The following is a 13,113-nucleotide window of genomic DNA, read 5'->3' on the forward strand; positions in this document are numbered from 1 at the left end:
GCTGTGATCGCGCTCATCGTCGCCCACTTCGCGCTGGCGGCCTGCGCGGGCCCGCTGGTGCACCGGCTCGGCCGACGGGCCTTCGTCGTGCTCGCGCTGCCCCCGGCCGCCGCGACCGTCTGGGCCTTCACCCGCTGGAACACCGCCGCCTCCGGCGGCGCGGACACCTGGACCTGGGAGTGGATCCCGGACTACGGCGTCACCCTCGACCTCCGCCTGGACGCGCTGTCCGAGCTGATGGTGCTGCTCGCCGCCGGGGTCGGCGCGCTCGTCCTGCTCTACTGCGCCTCCTACTTCACCGACGACACCCCGCAACTGGGCCGCTTCGCCGGGAACCTCCTCGCCTTCGCGGGCGCCATGCTCGCCCTCGTCCTCGCCGACGACCTGATCACGCTCTATGTGTTCTGGGAGCTGACCACGGTCTTCTCCTATCTGCTGATCGGCCACGGCAGCGAACACCGGCACAGCCGCCGCTCCGCCCTCCAGGCCCTCGTCGTCACCACCTTCGGCGGCCTCGCCATGCTCGTCGGCTTCCTGATCCTCGGTCAGGCGGCGGGCACCTACCGGATCTCCGCGATCCTCGCCGATCCGCCCGAGACGACGCTCGCCGTGTCGATCGCCGTCGTCCTGGTGCTCTGCGGGGCCCTGTCGAAGTCCGCGATCTGGCCGTTCTCCATGTGGCTGCCCAACGCCATGGCCGCGCCGACCCCCGTCAGCGCCTATCTGCACGCCGCCGCGATGGTCAAGGCCGGGGTCTACCTGGTCGCCCGGCTCGCCCCCGCCTTCGCCGACGTCCCCGTCTGGAAGCCCGTCGCCATCGTCCTCGGCGGCGCGACCATGCTGCTCGGCGGCTGGCGGGCGCTGCGCCTCAACGACCTCAAGCTCGTCCTCGCCTACGGGACCGTCAGCCAGCTCGGCTTCCTCACCCTGCTCGCCGGGACCGGCAACCGTAACACCGCGCTCGCCGCCGTCGCGATGATCCTCGGACACGCCCTCTTCAAGGCCCCGCTGTTCCTCGTCACCGGCATCGTCGACCACGCCGCCGGCACCCGTGATCTGCGCAAGCTCTCCGGCGTCGGCCGCTCGCTGCCGTACGTCGCCGGGGTCGCCGTACTCGCCGCCGCCTCCATGGCCGCCGTGCCGCCGCTGCTCGGCTTCGCCGCGAAGGAGGCCGCGTTCGAGGCGCTGCTGCACGGATCGGCCGCCGACCGGTGGGCGCTGGGCGTCGTCGTCGCGGGCTCCGCGCTGACCACCGCGTACACCCTGCGGTTCGTCTGGGGCGCGTTCGCCCGCAAGCGCGGCGTCCCCGACACCCCCGTCCACTCCGTCGGCCCGGCCTTCCTCGCCCCGCCCGCCCTGCTCGCCGCGCTCGGCCTGGTCCTCGGGCCCGGCGTCGGCTGGACCGACCGGCTGCTGGGCGCGTACGCCGACACGTTCCCGGCCGAGCCGGACCCGTACCACCTCGCCCTCTGGCACGGATTCGGCCTCGCGCTGCTCCTGTCGGCCGTCGCCTGGGCGGCGGGCGCCGTGCTCTTCCTCGGGCGCGCCCGGGTCACCCGGCTCTCACGGCGGATCGCCTGGCCCACCGCCGACAGCGTCTTCGGCCATCTGCTGCTCGGGCAGGAACGTCTCGCCCTCCAGGTCACCGGCTTCATCCAGCGAGGCTCGCTCTCGGTGTACCTGGCCACCACCCTGCTCGTCATGCTCGGCGGCCAGCTCGCCGTCCTGCTGGTCGACACCCCCTGGGACGGAGCCGTACGCCCCCGAGTCTGGGACAACCCGCTCCAGGGCGCGGTCGCCGCCCTGACCTGCGCCGCCGCCCTGCTCTGTCTGACGGTGCGCCGGCGCATGAAGGCCGTCGTCCTGGCCGGGCTGACCGGATACGGCACCGCGCTCCTCTTCGTCGTCCAGGGAGCGCCCGACCTGGCGCTCACCCAGTTCTGCGTGGAGACCGTCGCGATGATCGTGTTCGTGCTGGTGCTGCGCCGGATGCCCGTCCACTTCCAGGAGACCGTGAGCACCTGGCGGCGCGCCACCCGCGTGCCCGTCGCCCTCGCGGCGGCCGCCACCGTCGGCGTCGGGATGTGGGTCGCCGCCGCCGCGCGCACCGCCCCGCCGGCCGGCGCCGCCATGGTCCAGGAGGTCGCCGACCACGGGTACAAGGACGTCGTCGCGACGATCCTCGTCGACCTGCGGGCCTGGGACACGATGGGGGAGTCCGCGGTGCTCGCCGCCGCCGCGGTCGGCGTCACCAGCCTGATCTATCTGCACCGCCGCAGCGAGGGCACCATGGCCCAGGAGGAGCTGCGGGGCCGCACCGCCTGGTCCCTCTCGGCACACCACTCCTCCCGGCTGCCGCTCGGCGACGAAGCCGCCCCCGAACGCAGCTGGCTGGCCGCCGGAGCCACCCTCGCCCCCGAGCACCGCTCGATCGTCTTCGAAGTGGTGGCCCGGCTGCTGTTCCACCCGATCCTGGTGCTCTCGGTCTATCTGCTGTTCTGCGCCGAATCACTGCCCGGCGGCGGCTTCGTCGCCGGACTGGTCGCCGGGGTCGCCCTGATCACCCGCTATCTGGCGGGCGGCCGCTTCGAACTCGCCGAGGCGGCACCCCTGCAGCCCGGACTCTTCACCGGCCTCGGCCTCTTCATCTCCACCGGGGTCGGCCTCATCGGACTCGCGGAAGGCACCGTCCTGCACGCGTTCACGTACTACGGACACCTGCCGGTCTTCGGCAAGTACCACCTCAGCACCTCGGTCCTCTTCGACTTCGGCGTCTATCTGCTGGTCCTCGGCGTCGTCCTGGACATCGTGCGGGCCCTCGGCGCCAAGGTCGACCGGCAGATCGAACGGGCGGCGGGCGTCCTCACACCCGACGGCGGCCCCGAGGCGGGAGGGCCCCTGCGATGATCGTCAGCGCCTCGCTCATCGCCACCGCCGTCGTGCTCTGCACGGTCGGAGGCATCCTCATGCTCACCCGCCCGCTGACCCGCATCCTGCTCGGCGCCGTCGTCCTCAGCAACGGCATCAACCTGCTGGTGCTCTCCTCCACCGGCCGGGCCGGCGCCGCCCCGCTGCTGTACGGGGTCTCGCTCAGCCGGGTCACCGACCCGCTGCCGCAGGCCATCGCGCTGACCGCCATCGTCATCACCCTGGCCACCACCGCGTTCCTGCTGGCCATGGCCTACCGCAGCCACCAGATCACCGGCACCGACGAGGTCCACGACGACCTGGAGGACCGGCGCATCGTGCTCCGCGCCGAAGTCCTCGGCGAACGGGCCCAGTTGCGCGAGCAGTTCCGGTCGGGCGCCGAACCCACCGCCGAGGAGCGCGAACGCTACCGGGAGGAGCGCCGCCGGCTCCGCGACCGGCTCCGCGCCGACCGCGCCCGCCAGGCCCGCGGCCGCGACGCCTCCGGCAACCTGTGGAACGACGTGCTGGGCGCGGACCCCGAGGACTACGCACGCGACGGCGACGCCAAGGCGGACGACCGCTACCCCCGTGACCGAGGAGCCCGAGGATGAACGCGCTCGTCCCGCTGCCGGTGCTGCTGCCGCTGTGCGCCACCGGCCTGAGCCTGGCCTTCGGCACCCGGCTGGGGCGCTTCCAGCGCTTCATCAGCGTGGCCGTGCTCACCGCCGTCACCGCGCTCTCGGCGACCCTCATGGTCGCCGCCGACCGGCAGGGCCCGCTCTCCGTCCACCTCGGCGACTTCGCCCCGCCGCTCGGCATCACCCTGGTCGCCGACCGGCTGTCCGGGCTGATGCTCACGGTCTCCTCGGCCGTCACGCTCTGCGTGCTCGTCTACTCCCTCGGCCAGGGCATGACCGACCGGGACAAGGAGACCCCGCTCGCCGTCTTCCACCCCGCCTATCTGATCCTCGTCGCCGGGGTCTCCTGCACCTTCCTCGCGGGCGACCTCGTCAACCTCTACGTCGGCTTCGAGATCATGCTGGTCGCCAGCTTCGTCCTGCTCACCCTCGGCGGCACCGGGCCCCGGATGCGGGCGGGCTCCACGTACGTGATCATCTCGCTGTTCTCCTCGATGCTCTTCCTCACCGCCATCGCCATGACGTACGCGGCCACCGGCACCGCCAACTTCGGCCAGCTCGCGGTGCGGCTGACCGAACTCCCCGTCGGCGTACAGACCCTGATCCAGGCGATGCTGCTGACCGTCTTCGCGATCAAGGCCGCCGTCTTCCCGCTCGCCGCCTGGCTCCCCGACTCCTACCCGACCGCCCCGGCCCCGGTGACCGCAGTCTTCGCCGGACTGCTCACCAAGGTCGGCGTCTACTGCATGCTGCGCACCGAGACCCTGCTCTTCCCCGGCAACCGCATCGGCGACCTCCTGATGGCCATCGCCCTGGCCTCGATGGTCATCGGCATCCTCGGCGCGGTCGCCCAGACCGACCTCAAACGGCTGCTCTCCTTCACCCTGATCAGCCACATCGGCTACATGGTCTTCGGTATCGGCCTCGCCACCCGCGAGGCGTACGGCGGGGCCATCGTGTACGTCGCCCACCACATCACCGTCCAGACGACGCTGTTCCTCGTCGCCGGGCTCATCGAACGCCGGGGCGGCACCACGGAGCTGACCCGGCTCGGCGGCATGGCCCGCGCGGCGCCCATGCTCGCCCTGCTGTTCTTCGTCCCGGCGATGAACCTCGCCGGGATCCCGCCGCTGTCCGGCTTCATCGGCAAGCTCGGGCTGATGCGCGCGGGCGTCGCCGACGGCGGCGGCTGGGCCTGGCTCCTGGTGGCCGGCTCGGCCGCCACCAGCCTGCTGACGCTGTACGTGGTCGCCAAGGTCTGGAACCTCGCCTTCTGGCGGGCCGCCCCGCCCGGACAGGCCGCCGCGGGCACGGTCCTGGAGTCCGGCGACGACAGCGACGACGACTCCGACGCGGGCCCCGACGACATCCCCGGCACCGGCGACGAGGGCGTCGGAGCCATGCCCCCGCCCGCCGGCCGGGCCGTCGCCGCGACCCTGCACGGACGGGCCGTCATCACCACCAGCCGACTGCCCCGCACGATGGTCGCGGCCACCGCGGCGACCATCGCGATCGGCCTCGCCTTCACCGTGTTCGCCGATCCGCTCACCGCCTACACCGACCGCACGGCCGCCGAACTCCTCCAGCGGACCCCCTACATCCAGGAGGTGCTGGGCCGGTGAAACGCATCCTGCGCTTCTCGTTCAGCAACGCCGATCTGCCGCCGCTGAGCTGCGAGTTCGGCACCCGCCGCCGACGGGTGATCGACCTGCCGCTGATCGCCTGGCTCACCGTCATCTGGGTCCTGCTCTGGTCGACCCTCACCTGGGCCAACGTCCTGACCGGCCTGGTCGTCTCGGTCGTCGTGTGCCTGGCCTTCCCGTTGCCCAGGGTCGATCTCGGACTGCGGCTCCACCCCTGGGGCATCGTGTGTCTGGCGGGTTATCTCTTCCACGACATGTACACCTCGGGGGTGAAGGTCACCCGGCAGACCTTCTTCGGCCTGCCGCACCGGGCCGCCGTCATCGGCGTCCCGCTGCGCTGCCGCAGCGACCTGATGCTCGCCGCCACCGCCGTCGCCGTCTCCAACGTCCCCGGCGGCTCCATCATCGAGGTGCGCCGGGCCACCGCCACCGTCTTCCTGCACGTCCTGGACGCCGACCGGCCCGAGGAGCTCGAAGCCGCCCGCCGCAAGGTGTGGCGGCTGGAGGAACTGACCGTACGGGCCTTCGGCACCCGCGACGAGATCGCCCGGGTCGCCGAACCCCCGCCACCGCCCCAGCTCGCCGCCGGGAGGCCCGCACCATGACCGCACCCGAACAGGTCGACCGGATCCTGCTGATCACCGCCGTCGTGCTGATCCTCGTCGCCGGGGCGCTGCTGCTGGCCAGGATCTGGCGCGGCCCCTCCATGCTGGACCGGGCGATCTCGCTGGACGTCTGCGCCGCCCTGATCATCGCCGGCCTCGCCGCCAAGTCGGCGTTCGCGCTCGACCCGTTCTACTTCCCGATCATGCTGGTGCTGGCCTTCCTCGGATTCACCGGCTCGGTGGGCATCGCCCGCTTCATCGCCGTACGCGACAGGCCCGGCCGGACGTACCCCGACGACACCCAGGACGGCCCGCGGTGAACCTCTGGCTCCAGATCGTCGACACGGCCGGCGCCGTCCTGCTCCTCATCGGCGCCGCGATCTGTCTGCTCGGGGTGATCGGCATGCTCCGGCTGCCCGACGTCCTCTCCCGCAGCCACGCGGCGACCAAGCCGCAGACCCTCGGCATGATCCTGGTGCTGGCCGGGGTCGCACTGCGGCTGCGCGGCGGCATGGAGCTCGCCACCCTCGCTCTCATCGCCTTCTTCCAGATGCTCAGCAGCCCGGTGGCCTCGCACCTGGTGGCCCGGTCCGCGTACCGCACCGGCCAGGTCGAACACAGCGAGCTGCTCTTCGACGAACTCGACGAACAGCTCACCGACGGGAAGTAGGCGCCTGCGCCCGGCCCGTCGCGGCCAAACACCCCACGGCTCCGGGCCCGCGTGCCATGATGCGGGCACTGCCGGACGCTGGGGGGCGTAGTGGGAAGCACGGGCACCGTGCTGCGCGAATTGCGCGGCGCACAGAAGAGCGCCAAGGGCGTCTCGCTCTACTCGCGGTACGTGAACCGGCCCGCGGGGCGGGTGCTGGCGGCCGGGGCCTACCGGGCGGGGATGACGCCCAATCAAGTGACCTTGACCAGCGCACTGTTCACCTACGGCGCGCTGGCGTCGGTGGCGCTCGTCGAGCCGTCGTGGACGCTCGCCGTGCTGGTCTACGCGGCGCTCGCGGTCGGCTTCGCCTTCGACTCCGCCGACGGGCAGCTCGCCCGGCTCACCGGGCGGGGCGGGCCGGACGGGGAGTGGCTGGACCATGTCGTGGACTGCGGGAAGCTGGTGCTCGTCCACACGGCCGTCCTGATCTCCTTCTACCGCTTCGGCGAACTGCCGTCGGATGCCTGGCTGTTGCTGCCGCTGGGCTTTCAGCTGGCCGCCGTAGTGACCTTCTGCGCGGGGCTGCTGCGCGAACAGCTCGGCAAGGCGGCGGCGAGCGCCCGGGGCCCGTCCTGGGCGGAACCGGCGACGCCCGCGCAGCCGGTGTCCCGTGTGCGTGCCGTGGTCCTGCTCCCCGCCGACTACGGCGTGTTCTGCCTGGTGTTCCTGCTGCTCGGCGCACCCGGAGCCTTCCGCGCCGGGTACGCCGCGCTCGCGGTGGTGCACACGCTGTTCCTGGCGGCCTTCCTCACCAAGTGGTTCAGGGAGCTGAAAGCGCTCCGGGCAGGCTGACGAGCACGTCCAGCGCCCGGCGCAGCTGGGTGCTGGACGTGTGCACGGTGTACGGGAAGTAGACGACCTCCACGCCCACTTCGGCGAAGTCGCGCTCCAGCTTCTGGCCCTTCTCGGTGCCCCGCCAGTCGTCGCCCTTGAAGATCACGTCGAACCGGACCTGCTGCCAGGTCTCGACCTTGTCCGGCACGGTCTCCACGAACGCGGCGTCCACGAACCGCACACTGCGGACGATCTCCAGTCGTTCGCGGAGCGGGATCATCGGCGTGTGCCCCTTGGCGAGGGCCGCCATCTCGTCCGACACGACCCCCGCGACCAGGTAGTCGCACTGACTGCGGGCGTGCCGCAGGATGTTGAGGTGCCCGACGTGGAACAGGTCGTACACCCCGGGTGCGTAACCCACCCTGTGCTGCACCATCCGTATCTCTCCCCCCACGGTGAACGTGATCCGGTGATGTTCCAACGACCTTACTGTGAAGAACACTTGTGCAAGCCGTGAACGGATAAGCTCGGCAGGGGCTGTTCCCCGGTGGGGACAGCGGTTGTCGTGGGGGGAAGGCGATCGTCCGATGTCCGAAACATCAAGGCCCAGTCCGCTGCGAGGCCGCCGGCTTCTGGTGGTTTCGACCAACTACGCCCCGGAGCTCACGGGCATCGGTCCGTACGCCACCCAACTGGCGGAGCACTGGGCCGCGTCCGGCGCCCGGGTACGGGCGCTCACCGGTATGCCGCACTACCCGTCCTGGCGGCTCGACGAGAACTACCGAGGCGTCTGGCGGACGGTGGAGATACGCGGCGGCGTCGGAGTGCACCGACGCAGGCACTATGTGCCGCCCCGTCAGACAGCCCTGAAACGAGCCGCGTTCGAGGCGAGCGTCCTCGCCACCGGGCTGTTCGCGCCGCCGCCCGGCCGGCCCGACGCCGTGATCTCCCAGATGCCCAGCCTCGCCGGCGGCGTCATCGGAGCCCGGCTCGCCCGGCACCACCGCGTCCCCCATCTTCCCGTCGTCCAGGACCTGATGGGCGCCGCCGCCGCACAGAGCGGCATCCGGGGCGGCGGCAGGGCCGCCGCCGTCGCCGCGGCCGCCGAGCGGTACGCACTGCGCGGGGCCGCCCTCGTCGGCGTCATCCACGAGAGCTTCGTCCCCGGCGTCAGGGCCCTCGGCGTCGACCCCGGCCGCATCCGCCTCGTCCCCAACTGGACCCATGTGCAGGGCCCCACCGCCGACCGCGCCGCGACCCGCGCCCGGCTCGGCTGGCCCGACGGGGTCCCGGTGATCCTGCACTCCGGCAACATGGGTCTCAAGCAGGGCCTGGACGTCCTGGTGGACACCGCCCGCCTCGACCCCGGCCTCCGCGTTGTCCTGATGGGCGACGGAAACCAGCGCGACGCGTTGCGCGCCCGCGCCGAGGGACTCGCCAACGTGGAGTTCCTGGAGCCCGCGCGGGCCGAGGAGTTCACCGACGTCCTCGCCGCCGCCGACGTCCTCGCGGTCACCCAGCGCGCCTCCGTCCTCGACATGAGCGTCCCCTCCAAGCTCACCTCCTACTTCACCTCCGGACGCCCCGTGCTCGCCTCCGTCGCCGACGAGGGCGGCACCGCCGACGAGGTCCGCCGCTCGGGCGCCGGGCTCCTCGTCGCCCCCGAGGACCCGGCCGCCCTGCTCGAAGCGGTCCGGAAGCTGGCCGCCGACCCGGCCGCCGCCGACGCCCTCGGGGCCGAGGGCCCGCGCTACGTCGCCCGCCATCTGAGCCGGGAGGCGGGCCTCGCCCGCTTCGACGATCTGCTCGCCGAGGCCCTGCCGGACGCACGAGGGAGCTCCCGCCGATGACGCCACAGCACCGCGCCCCGGACGACCAGGACGAGCCGGCGCTCCTGCGCGACCAGTTCCGCCAACTCCTGCGCTACCGCTCCCTGCTGGTCACCGGCGTCATCATCGGCCTGCTCGGCGGCGGCTATCTCGCGCTCGGCGGCGAGGACACCTACACCGCCACCGGCGAGGTCCTCGTCCGCTCCGCGATCTCCGACCCCTTCGCCGCCGGAGCCACCGCCGACAAGGGCATCAACATCGGCTCCGAGCGCCAGACCGCCGTCAGCGACACCGTGGGCACCCTGGCCGCCGGAACCCTCCTCAAGGCGGGCGACGACGTCACCGCCCGCAAGCTGCTCGCCGGACTCCAGGTCACCAACCCGCCCAACACCCTCACCCTCCGCTTCTCCTACACCGGCGACACCCCCGAACAGTCCCGCGCCCGCGCCGAAGCCCTCGCAGGCGCCTACCTGGCCCACCGCAAGGCGCGCACCGAGGAGAGCATCGAGAACATGGCCGGCGGCTACCGCGCCCAGCTGAAGCCGCTGGAGGAGAAGCGCGACCTGCTGGAGGAACAGGCCGGTGCGGCGGCGGCCGAGGACGTCACCAGCGCCCGCGCCAACATCATCGTCTCCATCTCCGAGCTGAGCCGGAAGATATCCGAGCTGAAGGCCCTGGACACCACCCCCGGCTACCTCAACAAGAAGCCCGTCGCCCCCACCGCGCCCACCGGCCCCGGACTGCCCCTGCTCCTCGGCCTCGGCGGCGTCGTCGGTCTCGCGCTCGGGCTGCTGCTCTCCTGGGTGCGGCTCGTCTTCGACCCCGCCGTACGCTCCACCCGCGAGCTCGTCCACTCGCTCGGTGCACCCCTGCTCGGCACCCTGCCCCGGGAACGCGCCACCGCCGGCGGCCTGCTCGCCATCGGCCGCGGCGGCTCCCGGCTCGCCGAGGAGTACCGCGCCGTCGCCTTCCGGCTCGCCTACGACCCCTCCTTCGCCGAGAGCCGCCGTCTGCTGGTCACCTCCCCGCGCGGCGACAACGCGGCGGCCGCCGCCGCTGCCGCCAACCTGGCCGCCGCGTTCGCCGAGATGGGCCGGGACGTCCTGCTCGTCGAGGCCGATCTGCGCACCCCGTCGCTCGCCGACGACCTCGGCTCCGCCGCCCACGAGGTGCGGCCGCCGCGGTGGGCCGCCGAGGAGAGCGACGGCACCTGGCCCACCGGCGGCCGCTCCAATGTCGACGTCCCCGGCTCCGGAGCCTTCGCCCTGATCCCCGGCACCACCGCCGACAACGTCCCGCGCGCCCTGACCTCACCGTCCGTCGGCCGCATCGTCGCCGAGGCCGACCGGCCCGGCGGTGTCGTCATCGTCCTGGCCCCGCCCGTCCTGTCCTACGCGGACGCGGTCGCCCTGGTCGACCGGGTCGAGGGCGTCATGATCGTCTGCGACCCGCGCGAGGTGCACCGCAGCGACCTGGAACGCATCCGCGAGATCATCGGAGCCTCCGGCGGTTCCGTGCTCGGCGCCCTGCTCCACCCGGCCCGGGGCCGCCTGCGCCGGGCCGAGCGCCGCGCCAGGGCCACCCGCCGCCGCTCCACCGGCGACGGAGGCGGCGGCGCCCCGCCCGCCGGGGCGGACGCACCCGAGCTCACCGGCGATCCCGCCGAGACCCTCGGCCTGCGCTCCGTCAACCTGCCCGCCGCCCGCCGGTGAGAGCCCGCACCGCCGTCCTCTGCTCGGTCGCGGACCAGGGCGTGGCGGCGCTCACCAACATCCTGGTGCTGGTGTCCGCCGCCCGGCTCTCCACCCTCGCCGACTTCGCCCGGTTCTCCGCGGTCTACCTGGTCTTCACGGTGCTCCTCGGCGTCTCGGGCGCGTACACCGGGCAGCCGCTGGTGCTCCGGCGCGGCGCGGGGGAGGAGACCCGGTCCGCCTGCCGGTCCGCCGTCGCCTTCACCGTGCTCGCCACCGCCGCGCTCGGCGCACCCCTGGCCGTCGTCTGCGCCCTCGTCCCCGGCGACACCGCCCGCGCCCTGCTGATGCTCGGCCTCGTCCTCCCGGTGGTGCTGGGACAGGACGCCGTACGCTACGCCTTCTCCACCCTCCAGCAGCCCCATCTCGCCCTGGCCTCGGACCTGTTGCGGCTCGCCTGCGTGCTCGGCGCGCTCTCCGTGCAGGACCACGGAGTCTCCCCGGCCCGACTGATCGCCGTCTGGGGTCTGTCCGCCCTGCCCGCACTCCTGCTCTCCGCCGCCCTCCTGCACCGCGCCACCGCCGGAGCCCCGCTGCGGCTGCGCCCGATGCTGCGGCGCGGCCACCTCGGGCAGCGCTTCACCGTCGAGTTCGGCGTGGGCAACGCGACCGGCCAGCTCTCCGTCCTCGGTCTCGGCGCGGTCGGCAACCCCCTCCTCGTCGGCGCACTGCGCGGCGCGACCACCCTCTTCGGCCCGCTCAACGTCCTCTACACCTCCGCCACGTCCTTCGGCCCGCCGCTGCTCGGCCGCATCGGCGACGAGCGCCGCCGGGTCCGGGCCACCGCCGCCCTCGCCGCCGTCCTCGCCGCGACCGCCGCCCTCTGGGCCACGGTGCTGGCCCTGCTGCCCGACGCCGCCGGCCGCCAACTCCTCGGCGACACCTGGCCGGTGGCCGCCGCACTGCTCCCGGCGACCGGCAGCCAGTACGCCGCGATGGCCGTCGGCACCTGCGGGCTGCTCGCCCTGCGCATGCTCGACCCGCGCACCACGCTCGCCATCCAGATCGTCTTCTCGCTCACCGCCGTGGCGTTCCTCGCGGGCGGTTACGCCGTCGGGGGCGTCCCGGGCGCGGCCTGGGGGCTGTTCCTGGGCTCGCTCTGCAAGGCGGTCGCCACCTGGATCAGAGTGGCGCGGCTGCGCCGGCGCGCGGTGGCGCCCGACCGGGCCGTGGCGGCCACCGAGGACGCGGTCGGCGGACGGGCCTGAAACGGGGGCCGGGCCTTCCGGGCCGGGACGGGTAAAGTCATGATCTTCGAGCGGCCGCGCCCTCGGAGTCCCCGAGGCGACCGTCCATGACTCTCCGCACCACGCCCGACCGCCCCGGCCCCACCCTGCACCGGGTGTGGCGCCTTCCCGCCGCCGACGCCGTGCGGGGACGACGAGCCCTCTGGTGGACCGTCGGCCCTGCCGGTGAGCTCGCCGTCCTGCTGGTCTCCCTGAAGCACCTGAGCCGGGGCCGGTACCCCCGAGGATGGCCCGGATGGCGGCCGGACACCCCGTTCACGGGTGAGCTGGTCACGATCACGGACCATGAGGAGCAGCGCACCCGGGTGACGGACATCCGGATCAGCCCGAGCTACCTGGCGCTGCTCCCGGACTCCCGATTCCTGCTGGTGAGCGGCCGTACGTCACGCGGCGAGAACGGAGAGTCCTGGCGGGCCAACACCGTGGTGTACTCCGCGTCGGGCTCTCCCGAAGCCGAGTTCTGCCTCGGCGACGACATCGCCGCCCTGGTCACCGACGCCGACGGATCCATCTGGACCGCCTACGGGGACGAGGGCATCTACGGCAGCCACCCCGAGTCGGGAGCGGGCCTCGCGGGCTGGAACGCCCGGGGCGAGGCGATCTGGTCACCCGGCGGACGGCTGCCCGACCACCCCCTGCAGGGGTGCACCGCCGCGACCGAGGACCACCGGGCCTGGCTCGTCTGGTACCCGGGCAGCTCCCGGGGCGGCACCTTCCTGACCCGGATCACCCCCGCCACCGGTGCCGTGACCAGCTACCGCAGCCCCGTTCAGCGGCCGGACGGCTTCGCGGTCCGCGGCAACCGGGCCGTCTTCACGCGCCGCGACCACAACAAGCGGTTCACCGAACTCCTCCGAGCCGAACTCGACGGCGACACCTGGTCGGTGACCGACAGGGGCCGGATCCGGACGCCCGGGCGGGTCGTCATGCACTGCGGCCAGGGCCGCGACGGATTCCTCTGGATCCGGGCGGGCGACACCTGGGTGCGCGTCGAGGCCTGACCC

General features: G+C 73.2%; 12 protein-coding genes. 11 read left to right on the forward strand and 1 reads right to left on the reverse strand.

Annotation, left to right across the window (positions count from 1 at the left end; genetic code table 11):
- Window positions 1–3: 3 nt before the first annotated feature.
- From KV381_RS29195 to KV381_RS29225, 7 genes are all read left to right on the forward strand, one after another.
- Window positions 4–2,907, forward strand: coding sequence for a Na+/H+ antiporter subunit A (locus tag KV381_RS29195; protein WP_218786702.1), 2,904 nt, complete (start codon window positions 4–6; stop codon window positions 2,905–2,907).
- Window positions 2,904–3,521 (forward strand): Na(+)/H(+) antiporter subunit C, encoded by a 618-nt coding sequence (locus tag KV381_RS29200; RefSeq protein WP_218786703.1) that lies wholly within the window; start codon window positions 2,904–2,906, stop codon window positions 3,519–3,521. The genes KV381_RS29195 and KV381_RS29200 overlap by 4 nt, the downstream gene beginning before the upstream one ends.
- Window positions 3,518–5,170 (forward strand): Na+/H+ antiporter subunit D, encoded by a 1,653-nt coding sequence (locus KV381_RS29205; RefSeq protein WP_030079849.1) that lies wholly within the window; start codon window positions 3,518–3,520, stop codon window positions 5,168–5,170. Before KV381_RS29200 ends, KV381_RS29205 begins: the two co-directional genes overlap by 4 nt.
- Complete coding sequence (locus KV381_RS29210) at window positions 5,167–5,796, forward strand: Na+/H+ antiporter subunit E (protein WP_030631653.1); 630 nt, start codon at window positions 5,167–5,169, stop codon at window positions 5,794–5,796. The genes KV381_RS29205 and KV381_RS29210 overlap by 4 nt, the downstream gene beginning before the upstream one ends.
- Window positions 5,793–6,116: a monovalent cation/H+ antiporter complex subunit F gene (locus KV381_RS29215; RefSeq protein WP_030079847.1), complete on the forward strand. Its 324-nt coding sequence runs from the start codon at window positions 5,793–5,795 to the stop codon at window positions 6,114–6,116. Before KV381_RS29210 ends, KV381_RS29215 begins: the two co-directional genes overlap by 4 nt.
- Complete coding sequence (gene mnhG, locus KV381_RS29220) at window positions 6,113–6,466, forward strand: monovalent cation/H(+) antiporter subunit G (RefSeq protein ID WP_030079846.1); 354 nt, start codon at window positions 6,113–6,115, stop codon at window positions 6,464–6,466. Before KV381_RS29215 ends, mnhG begins: the two co-directional genes overlap by 4 nt.
- 90 nt (window positions 6,467–6,556) lie before the next feature.
- Window positions 6,557–7,300, forward strand: coding sequence for a CDP-alcohol phosphatidyltransferase family protein (locus KV381_RS29225; protein WP_218786704.1), 744 nt, complete (start codon window positions 6,557–6,559; stop codon window positions 7,298–7,300).
- On the opposite strand, the gene KV381_RS29230 is transcribed toward KV381_RS29225, so the two are convergent.
- A complete protein-coding gene (locus KV381_RS29230; protein WP_218786705.1) occupies window positions 7,269–7,718 on the reverse strand; it encodes an adenylyltransferase/cytidyltransferase family protein in 450 nt (149 codons plus the stop codon). The genes KV381_RS29225 and KV381_RS29230 overlap by 32 nt on opposite strands.
- Before the next feature lie 151 nt (window positions 7,719–7,869).
- Here KV381_RS29230 and KV381_RS29235 point away from each other — a divergent pair, with 151 nt between their 5' ends.
- From KV381_RS29235 to KV381_RS36715, 4 genes are all read left to right on the forward strand, one after another.
- A complete protein-coding gene (locus KV381_RS29235; protein ID WP_030079841.1) occupies window positions 7,870–9,132 on the forward strand; it encodes a glycosyltransferase in 1,263 nt (420 codons plus the stop codon).
- Window positions 9,129–10,823 carry a lipopolysaccharide biosynthesis protein gene (locus tag KV381_RS29240; RefSeq protein WP_218786706.1) on the forward strand — a complete coding sequence of 565 codons (1,695 nt, stop codon included), beginning with the start codon at window positions 9,129–9,131 and terminating at the stop codon, window positions 10,821–10,823. Before KV381_RS29235 ends, KV381_RS29240 begins: the two co-directional genes overlap by 4 nt.
- Window positions 10,820–12,070, forward strand: coding sequence for a hypothetical protein (locus KV381_RS29245; protein WP_218786707.1), 1,251 nt, complete (start codon window positions 10,820–10,822; stop codon window positions 12,068–12,070). The genes KV381_RS29240 and KV381_RS29245 overlap by 4 nt, the downstream gene beginning before the upstream one ends.
- A gap of 86 nt (window positions 12,071–12,156) precedes the next feature.
- The gene (locus KV381_RS36715; RefSeq protein ID WP_256995171.1) at window positions 12,157–13,110 is read left to right on the forward strand and encodes a hypothetical protein; all 954 of its coding nucleotides are present in this window, start codon (window positions 12,157–12,159) and stop codon (window positions 13,108–13,110) included.
- The last annotated feature ends 3 nt before the right edge of the window (window positions 13,111–13,113 follow it).

This window comes from Streptomyces sp. WY228 (genome assembly GCF_019287315.1).
In the GTDB taxonomy this organism is placed as follows: domain Bacteria; phylum Actinomycetota; class Actinomycetes; order Streptomycetales; family Streptomycetaceae; genus Streptomyces; species Streptomyces caviscabies.